Below are 18,868 nucleotides of genomic sequence, written 5' to 3'. Positions count from 1 at the left end.
AATTTCACCGCTCTCCGCGACGGCCGCCCGCCGGCGGTCCGTCACCTTGTATTCCTGGCTCTCCTGGCCGTGCTCTCCGGCCTTTTTCCGGCGAGCACTCTTCTAGCAGACTGCAGCACCCCCGCGGGCCGCATGGCCAGCGCCGCCCGTGCCGCCGGTTCCTCGCGCGCGAACGCGATCAGCAACCCCACGGCGAACATCGCCGGCAGCAGGGCGGAGCCTCCGTAGGAGAACAGCGGGAGCGGGACGCCGGCGATCGGCAGCAACCCCAGGACCGCACCGATGTTGATCACGACCTGCGCCATGATCCAGGCGGTCACGCCCCCCGCGGCATACCTTACGAAGGCGTCCTCCGTACGTCCGGCCACGCGGATACCCGCATAGCCTAGGGCCGCGAAGAGTGCCAGCACCGACAGCGTCCCCGCCAGGCCGAGTTCCTCCCCGGTCACGGCGAAGATGAAGTCGGTGTGCGGTTCCGGGAGTTCGCCCCATTTTTCCATACTCGCGCCGAGTCCCGAGCCGAACCAGCCGCCGGACGCCAGGGCATAGATGCCGTGCAGGCCCTGCCAGCAGACGTCTCCGGGGCCCGGCTCGGTGGCGCCGATGCAGCGCAGCCGGTCCATCCGGTGCGGGCTGGAGGTGAACAGCACGACGGTCAGCGTCGCGCCGACCGCGATGACGGTGCCGAACAGCCGGGTCGGGGCGCCGGCCACCCACAGCAGGCCCAGCAGGATCGCGCCCAGGATCATCGCGGTGCCCATGTCGCCGCCGAGCATGATGAGGCCGAGCAGCAGCAGCGCGACGGGCACCAGCGGCACCAGCATGTGCTTCCACTGGGTGAGCAGCTTCTTGTCCTGTTTACGCGCCAGCAGGTCGGCGCCCCACATCACCAGCGCCAGCTTGCCGAACTCGCTGGGCTGGAGCTGGAACGGGCCGCCGAAGTTCAGCCAGTTGGTGTTGCCGTTGACCGACTGCCCTATCCCCGGCACCTGCACCAGGGCCATGAGGAACAGCGACATCGCCAGGATCGGGTACGCCAGCGCGCGGTGCAGCCGGATCGGGATGCGGGCCGCGACGAGCAGCAGGATGGTGCCGAGGGCGGCGGCGACGAGCTGCTTGCGGAAGTAGTACGTGGACGCGAGGCCGCTGTTGAGCGCCTCGATCTGGGAGGCGGAGAAGACCATCACCAGGCCCAGCACGGTGATCAGCAGACTGCCGCCGAGCAGCAGGTAGTACGCGGTGAGCGGCCGGTCCCAGGCCCGGCGTACGCGGCGCGCGAGCCGGCGCAGGCCATCGGGCCCCGCGCCCCCACGGCGGGCCGGGCGGGCGGCGGGGACGGAACGCGTCCCGCCGCGGGCGGGCCGGGGCGGGGTCTTCGACGCCGCGCCGCGCGCGGCAGCGGGCCGCCGCGCGCGCCGCTCCTGGTCCGCTCTGCTCATCCGCCGTCTCCTCGCTGGCACCGCACTCCGCCCATGGGCAACGAGGTTGCCACGCCGACGCCCCGCCCGGGGCCACGACGCGACGGTGCGCGGTTCCCTTCGGGGCGTCCGGGCCCCGGAATCTGTCGTCGATCTCACGTCCGCGGCCGGGGTACGGCCGCGCGCGGCGCGCCGTCCTCCGGTCGAAAGCAGGTGCGCCGGACGCGGGATCGCGCACGCGCGCGGCGCGCAGTCGCGGAGTCCGGCATGCACGCCCGCCGCGCGGCCGGGGCCCCTAGGCCCCGCCGGCGGCGAGTTCGTGCACGGCGGCGGTGTAGACCTCGCCGCGCACGTTGTAGTTCGTGAACATGTCCATCGACGCGCAGGCAGGCGCCAGCAGCACCGTGTCGCCCTCGCGGGCCAGCCGCGCCGCCTCGGCGACGGCCGCCGCCATCGCGCCGGAGTCCGTCCGCGCGATGTCCACCACCGGCACGTCCGGCGCCTGCCGGGCCAGCGCCTCGGCGATCAGCGCCCGGTCCCGGCCCAGCAGCACGGCCCCGCGCAGCCGCTTCGCCGCGCCCGCGACGAGGTCGTCGAAGGTGGCGCCCTTGGCCAGCCCGCCGGCGATCCAGACGATGCCGTCGTACGCGGCCAGCGAGGCTTCGGTGGCGTGGGTGTTGGTGGCCTTGGAGTCGTCCACGTACGTCACGCCGCCGATCTCGGCGACGCGCTCGATGCGGTGCGGCTCGGGGCGGAAGGCGCGCAGCCCCTCGCGTACGGCCGCGGGCTCGACGCCGTACGCGCGCGCGAGGGCCGCAGCGGCAAGGGCGTTGGCGACGTTGTGCGGGGCGGGCGGCTGGACGTCGGCGACGGCGGCCAGCTCCTGCGCGGTGCGCTGCGGGTCCGGCACGAACGCCCGGTCCACCAGCAGCCCGTCGACCACGCCGAGCTGCCCGGGGGCGGGCGCGCCGAGGGTGAACCCGACCGCGCGGCAGCCCTCCTCGACGTCGGCCTTGCGCACCAGTTCCTCGGTGACCGGGTCGGCGGCGTTGTAGACGCACGCCACCCTGTTGCCCTCGTAGATGCGGCCCTTGTCGGCGGCGTACGCCTCCATGGAGCCGTGCCAGTCGAGGTGGTCGGGCGCGAGGTTGAGGACGGCGGCGGAGTGGGCACGTACGGACGTGGCCCAGTGGAGCTGGTAGCTGGACAGCTCGACGGCGAGCACGTCGAGGTCCGCGTACGGGCCGTGGCCGGTGACGACGTCGACGAGCGGGACGCCGATGTTGCCGACGGCGGCGGTGCGCAGCCCGGCGGCGGCGAGCATGGCGGCGAGCATCTTCACCGCGGTGGTCTTGCCGTTGGTGCCGGTGATGGCCAGCCAGTCGGCGGGCGGCCGGCCCCCGGGCGAGGTGCCGCGCAGCCGCCAGGCCAGCTCCACGTCGCCCCAGACCGGCACCCCGGCCGCCTCGGCGGCGGCGAACAGCGGGGCGGAGGGCTTCCATCCGGGCGTGGTGACGACCAGTTCCGTGCCCTCGGGCAGGGTGTCGCCGTCGCCAAGGCGTACGGTCACGCCGAGCGGCGCCAGCTCCGCGGCCTGCGCCCGGGCCCGGTCGTGGTCCGCGCCGTCGACGACGGTGACCTCCGCGCCGAGCCGGTGCAGCGCGCGGGCGGCGGGGCCGCCGCTGACCCCGAGCCCCGCGACGGTCACGCGCCGGCCCTCGAACTCGAACTCGCTCATGCCGGCTCCCCGTCCGGGCCCAGGACGCTCACCTTCTGGCCGCCCAGCCGGCGTAGAAGATGCCCAGGCCGACGATCACGCACATGCCCTGGATGATCCAGAATCTGACCACCACGAGCACTTCGCTCCAGCCTTTCAGCTCGAAGTGATGCTGTAGTGGCGCCATTCTGAACACGCGTTTCCCGGTCATCCGGAACGACCCGACCTGGATCACCACGGAGAGCGTGATGAGGACGAACAGGCCGCCGAGGATGGCGAGGAGCAGTTCGGTGCGGGAGGCGATGGCCAGGCCCGCGAGCGCGCCGCCGAGGGCCAGCGAGCCGGTGTCGCCCATGAAGATCTTCGCGGGCGAGGTGTTCCACCACAGGAAGCCGAAGCAGGCGCCCATCAGCGCGGCGGCGACGACGGCGAGGTCCAGCGGGTCGCGTACGTCGTAACAGGCGGCCGGGTTGGTCAGGGTGTCGGCGTTGATGCACGACTCCTGGTACTGCCACACGCCGATGAAGACGTACGCGCCGAAGACCATCACCGAGGCGCCGGTGGCCAGCCCGTCCAGGCCGTCGGTGAGGTTCACGCCGTTGGACATCGCCAGGATCATGAACAGCGCCCAGATGACGAACAGCACCGGGCCGATCGACCAGCCGAAGTCCTGGGTGAAGGAGAGCTTCGTGGACGCCGGGGTCAGCTCGCGGGCGTCCTCGAAGTTCAGCGACAGCACCGCGAAGGCGATGCCGACGATGAACTGGCCGAGCATCTTCGCCTTCGCCCGCAGGCCCAGGCTGCGCTGCTTGATGATCTTGATGTAGTCGTCGAGGAAGCCGACCAGGCCCAGGCCGGCCATCAGGAAGAGCACCAGCAGCCCGGAGTACGTCGGCGAACTGCCGGTGACGACCTTGGTGATCGCGTACGCGATGATCGTGGCCAGGATGAACGCGATGCCGCCCATGCTGGGCGTGCCGCGCTTGCTGTGGTGCGCCTGCGGCCCGTCGTCCCGGATGTACTGCCCGTAGCCCCGCCGGGCCAGGAGCTTGATCAGCAGCGGAGTGCCGAGGAGGGAGAGAAAGAGCCCGAGGGCCCCGGAGAAGAGGATCTGCCTCATCGGGCGGCACCCTCCTCGAGCAGCGCTTCCGCCACGCGCCACAGTGCCTCGGATCTGGATGCCTTGACGAGCACGACATCTCCCGGCCGCAGCTCGCCGCGCATCAGGTCGACCGCCGCGTCGACGTCGGACACGTGCACCGACTCCTCACCCCACGAACCCTCGTTCTTCGCGCCCATGTCCAGCCAGGCGGCCTCCTGCCGGCCCACTGCCACGAGCTTGCTGATGCCCAGGCGGACGGCCAGCCGGCCCACGCCGTCGTGCTCGACCATGGCGTGGTCGCCCAGCTCCGCCATCGCGCCCAGCACGGCGAACGTCCGGCCCCCCGGCACCGTGCTGCCCCGGCCCATGGCCGCGAGCGCGCGCAGCGCGGCCCGCGTGGACTCGGGGTTGGCGTTGTACGCGTCGTTGACGACCGTCACGCCGTCCGGCCGCCGCCTGACCTCCATGCGCCGGCCGGACAGGGCCTCGGCGGCGGAGAGCGCCTCGGCGATCCGCGCCGGGGCCATGCCCAGCTCGTACGCGACGGCGGCGGCGGCAAGCGCGTTCGACACGTGGTGCTCACCGTACAGCCGCATGATCACACCGGCGCTGCCGGCAGGCGTGTGCAGGGTGAATTCCGGCCGCCCGTCATCGGTGAGCCGGACGTCCGCGGCCCGTACGTCCGCCTCGGGCGCTTCGCCGTAGTAGATGATGCGCGCCCGGGTACGGGACGCCATCGCGCGCACGAGCGGGTCGTCTGCGTTGAGCACCGCGACCCCGCCGTCCGCCCCCGGCGGCAGCGACTCCACCAGCTCGCCCTTGGCCGCGGCGATCTGCTCCCGGCCGCCGAACTCGCCGATGTGCGCGGTGCCGACGTTGAGCACGAGCCCGATGCGCGGCGGCGTCACGTCCGCAAGATCGCGGATGTGGCCGAGGCCGCGCGCGCCCATCTCCAGCAGCAGGTACCGGGTGTCGGGGGCGGCCTGGAGGGCCGTGACGGGATGGCCGATCTCGTTGTTGAAAGAACCGTGGGTGTAGACCGTCGGGCCGAGGCGCTGCAGCAGTTGGGCGAGGAGGTCCTTGGTGGACGTCTTGCCCGAGGAGCCGGTGAGCGCGATCAGCGCGGTGAGGGTCTCGTCGAGGCGGGCGACGACGTGCTTGGCCAGCGCGCTGAGCGCCGGGGGCACGGAGCGGACCACGACGGTCGGCACGCCCTCGACGGGGCGGGTGCCCAGGACGCCGGTGGCGCCGGCGGCGACGGCGAGGGCGGCGAAGTCGTGCCCGTCGACGTGCTCGCCGGTGAACGCGGCGAAGAGGCTGCCGGGTTCTGCCTGCCGCGAGTCGATGACCACGGGGCGGGTGACCAGCGCCTGCGGGTCGGACACGCCGTGCAGCTCACCGCCGGTCAGCTCGGCGACCTCGGCGAGGCTGAGCGGAATCACCGTACGCCTCCGGCGGGTTCGGCGGAATCTGGGCGCCCGGGGTCCGCCGGGCCGGGATCCGCGGAGCCGGCACCCGGCCGTTCGCGGATCGCCCGGCGCAGCTCGTCGCGGTCGTCGAACGGCCGTACGACACCGGCCGTGTCCTGGCCCTGCTCGTGGCCCTTGCCGGCGATCAGCACGGTGTCGCCGGCGCCCGCGCGGGCCACCGCGATGGCGATGGCGCCCGCCCGGTCGGCCTCGACCAGCACGTCGCCGCGCTCGTAGACCGGCACTTCCGCGGCGCCCGCGAGCATCGCGGCGAGGATCGCGAGGGGGTCCTCGGAGCGGGGGTTGTCGGAGGTGAGCACCGCGGTGTCGGCGAGCCGGGCGGCGGCGGCGCCCATGGGGCCGCGCTTGTGCGGGTCGCGGTCGCCACCGCAGCCGACGACGACGTGCAGCTTGTTCTCGGTGACCTTGCGCAGCGCCCAGAGCACGGACTCCAGCGCGTCGGGCTTGTGCGCGTAGTCGACGACGGCGAGGTAGCCCTGGCCCGCGTCGACCCGCTCCAGCCGGCCCGGCACGCCCGGCACGGCGGCCACGCCGCCCGCGGCGGTGGCCGGGTCGACGCCGGCGGTGACGAGCGCGGCGATGGCGGCGAGGGTGTTGGAGACGTTGAACGTGCCGGGCAGCGGGGCCTCGGCGGGGACCGCGATGCCGCCGGGGCCGACCGCGGTGAAGGTGGAGCCGAGCACGCCGATCTCCACGTCCTCGGCGCGCCAGTCGGCGTCCGGGTGGCCCTCGGCGGAGTACGTGGTCACGGGGTAGCTGCCGCCGGCCTCCGGGGCCGCGGCCTCCTCGGCGAGGCGCACCCCGTACTCGTCGTCGAGGTTGACGACGCCCGCCCGGGACCTGGCCGGGGTGAAGAGCTGCGCCTTCGCCCGGTAGTAGTCCTCCATGTCGGTGTGGAAGTCCAGGTGCTCGGGGCTGAGGTTGGTGAAGACGGCGACGTCGAAGAGGACGCCGTCGACCCGGCCGAGCACCAGCGCGTGGCTGGAGACCTCCATCGCCACCGACGCGACGCCGCGCTGCCGCATGACGGCGAACAGCGCCTGGAGGTCGGTCGCCTCCGGCGTGGTCCGCTCCGACTTCAGCCGCTCGTCGCCGATGCGCGTCTCGACGGTGCCGATGAGGCCCGTGAGCCCGGCGCCGTCCTTCTCGGCCGCCGCCCGCAGCCCGCCCTCGACGAGGTACGCGGTCGTGGTCTTGCCCGACGTGCCGGTGACCCCGAGCTGGAGCAGGTCCCGGCCGGGCTCGCCGTAGACCGCCGCGGCCAGCTCCCCCATCCGGCCCCGCGGGTCGCCGACGACCAGCACCGGCAGCCCGGTGCCGGCGGCCCGCTCCATGCCGGCCGGGTCGGTGAGCACCGCGGCGGCGCCGAGGTCGGCGGCCTGGGCGGCGAAGTCGGCGCCGTGCAGCCGGGCGCCGGGCAGCGCGGCGTAGATGTCGCCGGGGCGTACGGCGCGGGAGTCGTGGGTGATGCCGGTGACGGTGACGCCCCCGGCCTCGCCGGTGACTCCGGTGCCCAGCCGGTCGGCCAGATCCGTGAGCGGTACGGGGTCGACCTCGGCGGGGCGGGGCGCCCCCGGATGCTTCGCCGGGGCGCCCGACGCTTCCTGGTGGGACTGATCGGGGTGGGGCACGGCGGGCAGCGTACCGGGCCCGCCTGCCGCACTGCCAAGCCAGGGGGGGCGCGGTTCGCGGTTCCCCGGATCGTCCGTGATTGTGCTCACTGCGCAGGTCCGATCTTTCAGTTCTTATCCGCCGTCGGCCACGCCGCCGGCGTCCGTACCCTCGCCGCCGTCCCCGCCCGTGCCGTCGGTGCCGGCGCCGAACGTGACCGGCATCGGCGGCGCCTCGACCCCCGTGGGCGGCACCTGGAGCGTCTTGAGCGCGAACTCCATGACCTTCTTGTACACCGGGCCGCAGATCTGGCCGCCGAAGTAGCTGCCCTCGGTGGGGTTCTGGATCGCGCAGTACACGGTCACGCGCGGCGCGTCCGCGGGCGCGAAGCCCGCGAACGAGGCCGTGTAGCCGCTGTAGCGGCCGGTCTGCGGGTCCACCCTGTTGGAGGTGCCGGTCTTGCCGGCCGCGCGGTAGCCCGGGATGCGGGCCTTCACGCCGGTGCCCTCCTCGTCGTCCACGACGGACTCCAGCATCCGGGAGAGTGTCCCGGCCGTCTTCTCGCTGACCACGCGGTTCTTCTCCGGATCGGGCGCCGGGTCGAAGCGGCCGTCGGGGCCGCGGCTGCCGCGGACGAGGGTGGGCTCGATCCGTACGCCGCCGTTGGCGACGGTGGAGTACACGGAGGCGGCCTGCATGGCGTTCACGGACAGGCCCTGGCCGAACGGGATCGTGTACTGCTGCGCCGCGTCCCACTCGGCCGGGGGCTTCAGCAGTCCCGGGGTCTCGCCCGCGACGCCGAGGCCGCTGCGCCGGCCGAGGCCGAAGTCGCTGAGGTAGGAGTGGAGGACCTTGTTGGCCTGCCGCTGGTTCTTCCCCAACTGCTCGACGGCGAGGATGGTGCCGATGTTGCTGGACTTGGCGAGCACGCCGTTGAGCGTCAGGTACCAGGTCGGGTGCTCGACGTCGTCGTGGAAGGCGTGGCCGCCGCGCGGCAGCACGTTCGGCACCGTGACCCGGGTGTCCGGGGTCGCGGCCTCCTCCTCCAGCACGGCGGCCATGGAGATGACCTTGTTGACGCTGCCGGGCTCGTACGCGTCCTCAAGCGCCGGGTTGCCGAGGGTGCCGGGGGTGGCGCCGGACAGGTCGTTGGGGTCGAAGCCGGGTGCGTTGGCCATGGCCAGGATCTCGCCGGTGCGGGTGTCCTGCACGATGACGTAGCCGCGGTCGGCCTCGGAGGCGTCGACCTGCTTCTCGATGGCGGTCTGGGCGGCCCACTGGATGTCGCGGTCGATGGTCAGCTCGACGTCGGAGCCGGGCTCCGCGGGGTTCTCCTCGGCGTCCGCGGTGGGGATGCGGCGGCCGGCGGACTGGGCGTAGACGAGCCTGCCGTCCTTGCCGGCGAGCAGCTTGTCGTGCTGCCGCTCGACGCCCCCGCTCCCCTCGCCCTCGGCGTTGACGAAGCCCAGTATCCCGGCGGCCAGATCGCCGTTCGGATAGACGCGCTTGTTCTGCTCCTCCGCGAACACCCCGCCGAGCACGTCCTGCCTGCCGCCCGCCGCCTCGCGCTCGGCGGACTCGGACTTCAGCTTCTTGATCTCGTCCCAGACCTGCGGCGTCTGCTTCGACGCGAGCTTCACGTAGCGCGAGCCGGGCGCGGCGAGCTTGGCCTCCAGGTCCTTCGCGTCCGCCTTCAGCACGGGCGCGAGCGCCTCGGCGGCCCGCCGGGGCGCGTCCTTGACGCCGGCCTGCTTGCGCGTGAAGAGGAACGGGTCGGCCGTGATGTCGTACGCGTCGACCGTGGTGGCCAGCTCGACGCCGTTGCGGTCGGTGATGACGCCGCGCTCGGCGCTGAGCGTCATCGGCACGTACCGGTTGACCTGGGCCTTCTCCGCGTACTCGCCGGCGTCCACGGCCTGGACCTGGAGCAGCCTGGCGGTGAAGACCAGCAGCAGGAGGGTCAGGCCGACGCTGACGAGGCGCAGCCGGGGGCGCGGCGAGGCGAGGCGGATGCGGGGCCCCGCGGCGGCGGGGCGGGAGGACGCGCGGGTACGGGGCCGGGCGCCGGCGCCGCCCGCGGGGCGGGGGACGCGGCGGCGGGTGCGGTCGCCGTCGCCTGGGCTGCTGCCGGAGCCGCGGGTCGTCACGGTGCCTCCTCGGCGGCGGGCGGCGGGGCGGAGGGAGAGGCGGACGTGCCGGGGGCGGGCGGCGCGGGGGTCCCGCCCGCGGCGGCTTCCGCCGGCGTCTCCGCGTCCCCGGCCTTCTCCCCCGCGGGCGCCTCGTCCGCCTCGCCTTCCTTGTCCGCCTCGTCCTTCTTCTTCGCTTCTGCCGCCGCCGCTGCCTCCTTGTCCGGCTCCGGCTTGGGCTTCGCGGCGTCCGCCGGGCTCGGCGCGGGCGGCGGCGGGCCCGTCGCCGTCCACGGGTCGCCCCTGACCCCGCCCACCGGCGAGAGGAAGACCGGCGGCCCGCCCGGCACCATGCCCAGCTCCCGTGCCCGTTCCTCCAGCGCGTCGGGCGCCGACTGCTCCTCCACCTCCTGGCGCAGCCGCTGCTCCTCGTCCGTCAGCCGCGTCGTCTCCTTCTTCAGGTTGCCGACGCGGAACGAGCCCTGGTTGACCGCCGCGTTGAGCAGCAGCAGCGCGAGCAGACCGGCGCCCAGCAGGAGCACCACGAGCAGCACGAAGGGTGTGCGCGCCGCCGAGCTGCCGCCCAGCAGCCGGGCGCCGCCCTCGCGCGGGAACGCGATCCTCGGCCGTTTCACGGCGCACCCGCTCCGCTCCGGCTCACACGTCCTCCCGGATCCGCTCCGCCGCCCGCAGCCGCGCGGGGGCGGCCCTGCGGTTCTCCGCGATCTCCTCCTCCGCCGGCAGCTCCGCGCCGCGGGTGAGGAGCCGCAGCCGCGGCTGGTGGTGCTCCGGGACCACCGGCAGCCCGGGCGGCGCGGTACTCGCGGCACCGGCCGCCAGCACCCGTTTGACGAGCCGGTCCTCCAGCGACTGGTACGCGAGGACGGCGATCCGGCCGCCGACGGCCAGCGCCGCGACGGCCGCGGGCACGGCCCGTTCGAGCACCGCAAGCTCGCCGTTGACCTCGATGCGCAACGCCTGGAACGTACGCTTCGCGGGGTTGCCGCCGGTGCGCTTCACGGCCTGCGGCAGCGCCTCGCGGATCACCTCGACCAGCCGCGTGCTGCGCGCGAACGGCTCCTTCTCCCGCTCCCTGACCACGGCCTCGACGATGCGCCGCGCCTGCTTCTCCTCGCCGTACGCGCGCAGGATGCGCACCAGCTCGCCGGGCGGGTACGTGTTCAGCACCTCGGCCGCGCTCACGCCCCTGGTCTGGTCCATCCGCATGTCGAGTGGCGCGTCCTGCGCGTACGCGAAGCCGCGCCCGGCCTCGTCCAGTTGCATGGACGACACGCCCAGGTCGAAGAGGATCCCCTGCACATGGCCCACGGCCAGCTTGTCGAGCACGGCGGGCAGTTCGTCGTAGACCGCGTGCACCAGCGTCACCCGGCCGGTGTACGGGGCCAGCCGCCGGCCCGCGAGCTCCAGCGCGGCGGGGTCGCGGTCCAGCGCGACGAGCCGCAGCCCGGGGTGGGCGGCGAGCAGGGCCTCGCTGTGGCCGCCGAGGCCCAGCGTGCAGTCGACGGCCACCGCGCCGGGCGCGGACAGCGCCGGGGCGAGCAGATCCGTGGTGCGGCGGAGCATGACGGGGACGTGGACAGCGGCGCGTGCGTCGTTCACGGTGCCGCCTCCTGTCCCGCCCGATCGCCGAAGGGGAGCGGCCGCAGCCGTCTGCGCGGCGGCGCCGGCCTGGCCCGGAGCGGGCCGCCGGCCGCACGGGCGACGGGCGAACCGCATGAAAGAGGGCGCCACGGCTCCCACTTCGCGTCACTTTAGCCCACTGCACCCCCCGGTCAATCAAGCACCGGAGGCGCGCCCCGTCCCGGCGGCGCGCGCGTGCCGCCGGAATTGCTCCCTGTGGGCTACCTCACGCGGGCCGGGCAGCGGCGCCCCGGCCCGGATACCGTCGTCTGCATGACGCCCGCTGAGAGCACGTCGTCCGGTAAGAACGCCGTCGCCGCCCCCACCGTCACCGACCGGCTCGTCGCCGCCAACCGCGGGTACGCGGGCGGCTTCGAGGACCCCGGCATGGACGCCAAGCCCGTCCTGAAGGTCGCCGTGGTGGCCTGCATGGACGCCCGGCTCGACCTGCACGCCGCGCTGGGCCTGGAGCTGGGCGACTGCCACACGATCCGCAACGCCGGCGGCGTGGTCACCGACGACACCATCCGCTCGCTGACCATCAGCCAGCGCGCCCTGGGCACCCGCAGCGTGGTCCTGATCCACCACACCGACTGCGGCCTGCTCCGCATCACCGAGGAGTTCCGGTTCGAGCTGGAGGCCGAGGTCGGGCAGCGGCCGGCCTGGTCGGTGGAGTCGTTCCGCGACCTGGACCAGGACGTGCGCCAGTCGATCCGCCGGGTGGAGACCTCCCCGTTCCTGCTGCACGCCGACGACGTGCGAGGCTTCGTGTTCGACGTACGCACGGGGCTGCTCCGCGAGGTGTCCGCGGAGCAAATCACGGCGGGCGACTGACGAAACCGGCATTCGGCAGCAAGAATGCGGGTGTGGTGGCTCCGTTACGCCCCGGCCGGGCCGGCGGTGCACGGGCACCACGGTATCGGGGAGGGCCGGACCGCGACCGCGGCGCACGGCCCGTGCGACGGGCCGAGGAGGGCCGGTGACGACGTATGACGAGCGAGCGAGCCTCAGCGATCTGACCAGTACCGCGGACGATGTCCGGCGGTCGGTGGAGAGCGTGATCGAGGGCAAGCCCGAGGCGGTCAGGCTGTCGCTGACCGTCCTGCTCGCCGAAGGCCACCTGTTGATCGAGGACGTGCCGGGCGTCGGGAAGACCATGCTCGCCAAGGCGCTGGCGAAGTCCATCGACTGCTCCGTGCGCCGCATCCAGTTCACACCCGACCTGCTGCCCTCCGACATCACCGGCGTGAGCGTCTACGACCAGCAGAGCCGGGACTTCGAGTTCAAGCCCGGCGCGATCTTCGCCCAGATCGTCATCGGCGACGAGATCAACCGGGCCTCCCCCAAGACCCAGTCGGCGCTGCTGGAGTCGATGGAGGAGCGGCAGGTCACCATCGACACGCAGACGTACGAGCTGCCCAGCCCGTTCATGGTGGTCGCCACCCAGAACCCCATCGAGATGGAGGGCACGTACCCGCTGCCCGAGGCCCAGCGCGACCGCTTCATGGCCCGGCTGTCCATCGGCTACCCCAGCCCGGACGCGGAGCTGGAGATGCTCGACGTGCACGGCGGGGTCTCGCCGCTGGGCGACCTCCAGCCCGTCGCGCACGCGCACGACATCGTCAAGCTGATCGACGCGGTGCGTACGGTGCACGTCGCGGACTCCGTCCGGCGGTACGCGGTGGACCTCGTGACCTCCACCCGGCAGCACCCCGAGCTGCGGCTCGGCGCCTCGCCGCGGGCCACGCTGCATCTGCTGCGGGCGGCGAAGGCCGCCGCCGCGCTGGCGGGGCGGGAGTTCACGCTGCCCGACGACGTGCAGGCGCTGGCCGTGCACGTGCTCGCGCACCGGCTGCTGCCCACGGCGCAGGCCCAGCTCAACCGGCGTACGGCCGAGCAGATCGTCGTCGAGATCCTGCAGCAGGTGCCGGTGCCCGCCGCCGACATGCAGCGGCCGCCGCAGATGCCACCCGCGTACGGCGGCGGCGCGCACAGCCCGGACGGCCGGCGGTTCTGATGTCCGGCCAGCCCCCGCCCGCCCCCGCCGCGCCGCCCGCGGGCCAGGACGCCCAGGCGGGCGGGCTGCGTACGGCCCTGGCCGGCACCACCACGCGCGGCCGCTCGTTCCTCGCCGCCGGGCTCGCGGCCGGGGCGTGCAGCTACATACTGGGCCAGCCCGACCTGCTGCGGGTGGGGCTGCTGCTGGCCGCGCTGCCGCTGGTGTGCGCGGCCGTGCTGCACCGCACCCGCTACCGCGTCGGCGGCAGCCGCAAGCTGTCGCCCGCCCGGGTGCCCGCGGGCTCCGAGGCCCGGGTGCACCTGCGGCTGGAGAACGTCTCCCGGCTGCCCACCGGGCTGCTGATGCTCCAGGACCGGCTGCCGTACGTGCTGGGCCCCCGGCCCCGCTTCGTGCTGGACCGGGTGGAGCCGGGCGGCAAGCGCGAGGTGACCTACCGGGTCCGCTCCGACCTGCGCGGGCGCTATCCGCTGGGCCCGCTGCAACTGCGGCTCTCCGACCCGTTCGGCATGTGCGAGATGACCCGCTCCTTCAGCGCGTACGACACCCTGACCGTCGTCCCGCGCACCGAGGCGCTGGCTCCCGTCCGGCTGGCCGGCGAGGCCACGGGATACGGCGACGGCCGGCACCGCACCCTCGCCCTGGCCGGCGAGGACGATGTCATCCCCCGCGGCTACCGGCACGGCGACGACCTGCGGCGGGTGCACTGGCGCTCCACCGCGAAGTACGGCGAGCTGATGGTCCGCCGCGAGGAGCAGCCGCAGCGCGCGGGCTGCACGGTGCTGCTGGACACCCGGCGCGACGCCTACACCGGCGCGGGACCCGACTCGGCCTTCGAGTGGGCCGTCTCCGGCGCCGCCTCGGTCGCGCTGCACATGCTGGAGCGCGGCTACACCGTGCGGCTGATCACCGACGGCGGCGAGCTGGGGGCCGGCGTCGACGGGGCGCTGAACTCCCGCGGCCGCGAGTCGGCCGACGCGGCGGGGATACTCCTGGACACCCTCGCCGTCATCGACCACTCCGAGCGGGACACCGTCTCGGCCGCGTACGACGTGCTGCGCGGCGGGCACGAGGGGCTGCTCGTGGCGTTCTTCGGCGAGCTGGACGAGGAACAGGCCGCGCTCGCCGCGCGGATGCGGCAGCGTACGGCCGCGGGCGTGGCGTTCGTGACGGACGCCGCGGCCTGGGAGTCGCGTGCGGGCGCGCCCGGCGGCCCGAACGGCGCGGCGCCGGCGGGCGCCGAGCGGGTGCGGCAGCTCCGCGAGGCGGGCTGGACTGTGCTGTCCGTACGGCCCGGAATGACGATGGGCGACCTGTGGCGGGAGGCCGGCAACCAGGCCGGCCAGCTCGCCGCGGCGGCACGCGGAGGCGAGAGCTGAGATGAGCGGACGGGCCCGGCTCACGATCTGCGCGGCGGCGGCATCCCTGCTGACCGCCACCGCGCTGCTGCCGCTGACCGACAGGATGACCTGGTTCTTCAAGGCGATCTTCGTGGTCGTCGTGATCGGCGGCGTCGGCATGATCGCCCGCCGCATCCCGCTGGCGCGCCCACTGACGGTGCTGGCGCAGACCGCGGTCACGGTGCTGCTGCTGACGATGCTCTTCACCGCCGACCAGGCGACCGGCGGGGTGATCCCCAACCCCGCGGCGATAGAGGAGTTCCGCCAGCTCTTCCAGGAGGGCAGCGACGACGTCTCGCGCTACTCCATCCCGGCGCCGGTCACCGACGGCATAGAGCTGATGCTGCTCTCCGGCATCGCCGGGGTGGCGCTGCTGGTGGACGCGGTGGCGGTGACGTTCCGCAGCGCCGCGCCCGCGGGGCTGCCGCTGCTCGCGCTGTACTCCGTCGCCGCGGGGCTCAACCAGGGCGGGAGCTGGCTGACGTTCCTGCTCGCCGGCGCCGGCTATCTGCTGCTGCTGCTCGCCGAAGGGCGGGACCGGCTGGCGCAGTGGGGGCGGATGTTCGGCGGCGGGCAGTCCACGGGCGCGCCGGGCGCCGCGGAGCCCGGGGGCGGGCGGCCGATGGCCCCGGTGCGTACGGGCCGGCGGATCGGCGCCGTGGCGCTGGGCTTCGCGCTCGTCGTACCCGCGGCGCTGCCGTCGCTGGACGGCGGGCTGCTGGACGGCAAGACCACCGGTCCCGGGCAGGGGCCCGGCGGCGGTACGGTCACCGCGATCAACCCCGTGGTGCGGCTGCAGCAGAGCCTGAACCAGCCGGAGAACCGCGAGGTGTTCCGCTACCGCGCCGAGGACGGCGCCCAGAACTCGGCGCTGTACATGCGCTTCGTCGCCCTCGACCGGTTCGACGGCACCTCCTGGCAGCCCTCGCGCCGCAGCATCGAGGACATCCCCGACCCGCTGCCCACCCCGCAGGGCTACTCCAACAGCCAGATCAGGTCCGCGCCCCTCACGCTGAACGTACGGGCCGACGACGACTTCCGGCAGCAGTGGCTGCCGATGCCGTACCCCGCGTACCAGGTGCGCATAGGGGGCGACTGGCGCTACGAGCCGGAGGGCCGGTCCGTCGTCGGCGACGGCGGCACCACCACGGGCGGCGCCGAGTACCAGGTCACCAGCCTGCTCATGGCGCCCACCGCGCGCCAGTTGGCCACCGCTCCCCCGCCGGACCCGGCGCTGAGCGAGGAGTACACGCAGGTGCCCGACTCGCTGCCGGACGAAGTCCGCCGGCAGGCGCAGGAGATCACCCGCGGCTCGGCGAACAACTACGAGCGGGCGCTGGCGCTGCAGGACTACTTCACCACCAACTTCGTCTACGACACGGAGACCAACCTCGACGCCTCCGACCCCGAGGCGATCCTGCGGTTCCTGGAGGACAAGCAGGGCTTCTGCGTCCACTTCTCGTTCACGATGGCCGCGATGGCCCGGACCCTCGGCATCCCCGCCCGGGTCGCGGTCGGCTTCGTGCCGGGCACCGCGCAGAGCGACGGGTCGATGTCGGTGGGGCTGCAGGACGCGCACGCCTGGCCCGAGCTGTACTTCGAGGGCGCCGGCTGGACCCGCTTCGAGCCGACCCCGACCCGCGGCACGCTGCCCGACTACACGATGGAGAACCAGCCGAACGGCGGCGGCGACCCCGCGAACGAACTGCCGGACCCCGGCAGCTCGGCGGCCCCGACCCCGACCCCCTCGGCGTCGGAGGACGAGTGCCCGGCGTCGCTGCGGCGGGTGGACGGCTGCCCGGACGACGAGGCGGCGGGCGGCGGGGCCGCGGGCCCGACGGACGGCGGACCGCCGGCGGCGGGCATCGCGGCGGGCGCGGCCGGGGTGCTGCTGCTCCTGCTCCTGCCGTCGCTGCCGGCCCTCTGGCGCGTACGGGAACGGGGCCGACGACTCCGCCCGGGCGCGGGACCGCTGCCGGCCTGGCGCGAACTGATCGACTCCGCCTGGGACTTCGGGCTGCCGCCCGACGAGTCGCAGACGCCGCGGACGACGGCGGCGGCGCTCATCAGGTTCGGCAGCCTGGACGGCGCGGCGGCGCAGTCGGCGCTGCGGGTGGCGGGGGCGGTGGAGCAGACGCTCTACGCGCCGCGCCCGCGGCAGGTCGACGGGCTGGCGGAAGACGTGCGGAGAGCGCGGGCGGCCATGGGCCGCGACGCGGGCGCGGCCGCGCGGCTGCGCGCGGCGGTGGCGCCGCGCTCGTCGGTGCGGCTGCTGTGGGCGGTGTCGGCGCGCTGGGCGTCGGTGACGGGGCGCTGGCGCGGGGCGCTGCGGCGCGCGGGCGCGGCGCTGCGGCCGTCGCGGCAGCGGGCGTAGCGCGTAGGGCGCCAGGACGAAGTGGACCGGAACGGCCCCGTCGCGCGGTTGCGCGGCGGGGCCGTTCGGGTGGCGCGGGGGGCTGCGGCGGGTACGGACACGGTTCGCGCGGGCTTGGTACGGACACGTATCGCGCGGACTTCTGAGGGGGCACGTCTCGCGCGGAGTTCGTACGGACGGTCGGGCGCGGGCTTCGTCCGCGGAGGGCGTAACGGGAATGGCACACTCCGCGAGGAGCGGTCGCCGGGGAGCCGGTCATACCCGGCCTACGGGCACCCGGCAGGACCGAAGGGGGTACCGCGTGCTGAGAGCTCCCGCGGGCCGGGCCCGGGGAGCTCTGCACGGGGAGGGACCTGGTGGCCTAGCGTCCCTCGTCGCGGCGGCGCTGCCACCGCTCTTCGATCCTGTTCATCATGGAACGGCGCTGCCGGGTCCTGCGACGCTGCTGACCGCCCTGAGGGGCCGCGGCATCGCCCGGCTGCTGCTGTTGCTGTTCGGCCGGGTTCGCAGTCCTGCGCCAACCGGTGACGGCGAGCACCGCACATCCCAGCATGACGAGGAAGCCCACCACGCTGACCCAGATCTGCTGCGCGACCATTCCGGCCATCAGGAGCGCGATACCCACCAGGAAACCGGCTACCGCTTGGTACACCCGACGGCGGGTGTACGTGCGCAGCCTGCTTCCCTCAAGCGCTGTCGCAAACTTGGGATCTTCTGCGTACAGCGCTCGCTCCATCTGCTCGAGCATGCGCTGCTCGTGCTCCGAGAGCGGCACGGAGTCCTCCTACTCGTCGGTCGCTTGGGGACGACCGGGACGCGGCACCTCCAGGATAGGCAGGTATGCGCCCCCGTGAAACCCGCCCCTCTGCGCCAAATCCGCCGATCCGCGGCGCGGATCTGGGCCTGCCCGCCGCAGCAGGCCCTGACTCAGATCATACGGCGCGCCGGGGCCGAACGGGTGGCCTGTGGCCTACTGCACCTTTGCCCGCGGGCGGACCGGTTATCACTTCCGGCCGCCCAGAACATGAAGCTGCGCCGCCACCGGCTGGAACGCCGGCGACTCCGCCGCCGCCCGCTCCAGCTCCAGCAGCGCGTCGAGCGCGCCCGGCTCGGACTCGGCAAGGCCGTCCGGCACCAGGTCGGAGAAGGTGCGTACGCCCTGTACGGCCCGCACCTCCACGCCGGCGGCGGCGACCAGCCGGGTCAGCTCCTCCGGGGTGAACCGGCGCGGCACCGGGTCCGCCTCGCCCCAGCGGCCGTCTCCGCCCGTGAGCGCGCGGCGGGCGGAGGAGAAGTGCCCGGCGAGCGCGCGGGCCAGCACGGCGCCGCCGAGACCCGCCGCCAGCACGCTGAGGAGGCCGCCGGGCCGCAGCGCGGCGACGGCGTTGGCGAGGCCCGCGGCGGGGTCGTCGACGTACTCCAGGACGCCGTGGCAGAGCACCGCGTCGTACGCGCCGGGCTCGGCGACGTCGAACAGGGCGTGGATATCGCCCTGCACGCCGCGCACCCGGTCGGCGACGCCGGCCTCCGCGGCGCGGCGCTGCAGCCCGAAGAGCGCGTTCGGGCTGGGGTCGACGACCGTCACCCGGTGCCCGAGCAGGGCGGCGGGCACGGCGAAGCCGCCGGTGCCGCCCCCGGTGTCCAGTACGTCGAGCGCCTGGCCGCCGGCCGCGGCCTCCGCGCCGCCCTGCCCGGCGGCTCCGTGCCGGGCCAGGGCGTCCTCCAGCGCCTCCCAGACGACGGCGGCACGCAGCGACGCGCGCGGCAGGTGGTCGTGCGGTGTCGTACGGGGCATGGAGCGCTCCTCGAAGATCGGGCGTGGCCCAGCTTAGAGGCTGCGCATCCGCGTCCCGTGCCCCGCCGGGCCCGCCCGCAGGGGCCCCTCCGGCGGCCCCCGGCACCCCGGCACCACCGGGGATCGCCGGAGGGCCGCCGGGGACTCCTGACAAGTCCTTGCCAGCCGGGTCGCCGC

At 74.4% G+C, this 18,868-nt stretch carries 14 protein-coding genes; 4 read left to right on the top strand and 10 right to left on the bottom strand.

Annotated elements, in window-relative coordinates; all coding sequences use genetic code 11:
• Positions 1-41: 41 nt before the first annotated feature.
• From ftsW to rsmH, 8 genes are all read right to left on the bottom strand, one after another.
• Entirely contained in the window at positions 42-1,439 is a 1,398-nt protein-coding gene (gene ftsW / locus CXR04_RS28070) for a putative lipid II flippase FtsW (protein ID WP_234380536.1), read from the bottom strand.
• Between the two features lie 274 nt (positions 1,440-1,713).
• Complete coding sequence (gene murD / locus CXR04_RS28065) at positions 1,714-3,156, bottom strand: UDP-N-acetylmuramoyl-L-alanine--D-glutamate ligase (RefSeq protein ID WP_101425022.1); 1,443 nt, start codon at positions 3,154-3,156, stop codon at positions 1,714-1,716.
• Positions 3,157-3,184: 28 nt separating this feature from the next.
• Positions 3,185-4,255 carry a phospho-N-acetylmuramoyl-pentapeptide-transferase gene (gene mraY / locus CXR04_RS28060; protein ID WP_101425021.1) on the bottom strand — a complete coding sequence of 357 codons (1,071 nt, stop codon included), beginning with the start codon at positions 4,253-4,255 and terminating at the stop codon, positions 3,185-3,187.
• On the bottom strand, positions 4,252-5,679 hold the full coding sequence (locus CXR04_RS28055) for a UDP-N-acetylmuramoyl-tripeptide--D-alanyl-D-alanine ligase (RefSeq protein ID WP_101425020.1): 1,428 nt from the start codon (positions 5,677-5,679) through the stop codon (positions 4,252-4,254). Before CXR04_RS28055 ends, mraY begins: the two co-directional genes overlap by 4 nt.
• Positions 5,676-7,448 carry a UDP-N-acetylmuramoyl-L-alanyl-D-glutamate--2,6-diaminopimelate ligase gene (locus CXR04_RS28050; protein WP_442802411.1) on the bottom strand — a complete coding sequence of 591 codons (1,773 nt, stop codon included), beginning with the start codon at positions 7,446-7,448 and terminating at the stop codon, positions 5,676-5,678. Before CXR04_RS28050 ends, CXR04_RS28055 begins: the two co-directional genes overlap by 4 nt.
• 24 nt (positions 7,449-7,472) lie before the next feature.
• Positions 7,473-9,485 carry a peptidoglycan D,D-transpeptidase FtsI family protein gene (locus CXR04_RS28045; protein WP_101425018.1) on the bottom strand — a complete coding sequence of 671 codons (2,013 nt, stop codon included), beginning with the start codon at positions 9,483-9,485 and terminating at the stop codon, positions 7,473-7,475.
• Positions 9,482-10,099, bottom strand: a complete 618-nt coding sequence (locus CXR04_RS28040; RefSeq protein WP_101425017.1) for an FtsB family cell division protein — start codon at positions 10,097-10,099, stop codon at positions 9,482-9,484. Before CXR04_RS28040 ends, CXR04_RS28045 begins: the two co-directional genes overlap by 4 nt.
• 22 nt (positions 10,100-10,121) lie before the next feature.
• A complete protein-coding gene (rsmH, locus tag CXR04_RS28035) occupies positions 10,122-11,084 on the bottom strand; it encodes a 16S rRNA (cytosine(1402)-N(4))-methyltransferase RsmH (protein WP_101425016.1) in 963 nt (320 codons plus the stop codon).
• A 294-nt stretch (positions 11,085-11,378) separates the two neighbouring features.
• On the opposite strand from rsmH, the gene CXR04_RS28030 reads away from it, so the two are divergent.
• The 4 genes from CXR04_RS28030 (at position 11,379) to CXR04_RS28015 (ending at position 16,896) form a co-directional block, all read left to right on the top strand.
• Positions 11,379-11,939 (top strand): beta-class carbonic anhydrase, encoded by a 561-nt coding sequence (locus tag CXR04_RS28030; protein ID WP_101426646.1) that lies wholly within the window; start codon positions 11,379-11,381, stop codon positions 11,937-11,939.
• 145 nt (positions 11,940-12,084) lie between these two features.
• The gene (locus tag CXR04_RS28025; protein WP_101425015.1) at positions 12,085-13,122 is read left to right on the top strand and encodes an AAA family ATPase; all 1,038 of its coding nucleotides are present in this window, start codon (positions 12,085-12,087) and stop codon (positions 13,120-13,122) included.
• Entirely contained in the window at positions 13,122-14,501 is a 1,380-nt protein-coding gene (locus CXR04_RS28020) for a DUF58 domain-containing protein (protein ID WP_101425014.1), read from the top strand. Before CXR04_RS28025 ends, CXR04_RS28020 begins: the two co-directional genes overlap by 1 nt.
• Position 14,502: 1 nt before the next feature.
• Positions 14,503-16,896: a transglutaminase TgpA family protein gene (locus CXR04_RS28015; RefSeq protein WP_101425013.1), complete on the top strand. Its 2,394-nt coding sequence runs from the start codon at positions 14,503-14,505 to the stop codon at positions 16,894-16,896.
• Positions 16,897-17,257: 361 nt separating this feature from the next.
• Here the strand turns inward: CXR04_RS28015 and CXR04_RS28010 are convergent, their stop codons facing one another.
• Together CXR04_RS28010 and CXR04_RS28005 are read right to left on the bottom strand one after the other, a co-directional pair.
• Positions 17,258-17,671, bottom strand: coding sequence for a DUF3040 domain-containing protein (locus CXR04_RS28010; protein WP_101425012.1), 414 nt, complete (start codon positions 17,669-17,671; stop codon positions 17,258-17,260).
• Between the two features lie 228 nt (positions 17,672-17,899).
• Positions 17,900-18,691, bottom strand: a complete 792-nt coding sequence (locus CXR04_RS28005; RefSeq protein ID WP_101425011.1) for a methyltransferase — start codon at positions 18,689-18,691, stop codon at positions 17,900-17,902.
• Positions 18,692-18,868: the final 177 nt, after the last annotated feature.

The sequence above is a fragment of the Streptomyces sp. CMB-StM0423 genome (assembly GCF_002847285.1).
Taxonomy (GTDB): Bacteria; Actinomycetota; Actinomycetes; order Streptomycetales; family Streptomycetaceae; genus Streptomyces.
The sequence above is the reverse complement of the archived record's forward strand: the minus strand, read 5'-3'. Positions and strand labels throughout refer to the sequence as shown.

Excerpts from the sequence above, each read along its gene's own strand:
- ftsW (WP_234380536.1), bottom strand. The coding sequence starts at position 1,439 with ATGAGCAGAGCGGACCAGGAGCGGCGCGCGCGGCGGCCCGCTGCCGCG.
- murD (WP_101425022.1), bottom strand. The coding sequence starts at position 3,156 with ATGAGCGAGTTCGAGTTCGAGGGCCGGCGCGTGACCGTCGCGGGGCTC.
- mraY (WP_101425021.1), bottom strand. The coding sequence starts at position 4,255 with ATGAGGCAGATCCTCTTCTCCGGGGCCCTCGGGCTCTTTCTCTCCCTC.
- CXR04_RS28030 (WP_101426646.1), top strand. The coding sequence starts at position 11,379 with ATGACGCCCGCTGAGAGCACGTCGTCCGGTAAGAACGCCGTCGCCGCC.
- CXR04_RS28020 (WP_101425014.1), top strand. The coding sequence starts at position 13,122 with ATGTCCGGCCAGCCCCCGCCCGCCCCCGCCGCGCCGCCCGCGGGCCAG.
- CXR04_RS28015 (WP_101425013.1), top strand. The coding sequence starts at position 14,503 with ATGAGCGGACGGGCCCGGCTCACGATCTGCGCGGCGGCGGCATCCCTG.
- CXR04_RS28005 (WP_101425011.1), bottom strand. The coding sequence starts at position 18,691 with ATGCCCCGTACGACACCGCACGACCACCTGCCGCGCGCGTCGCTGCGT.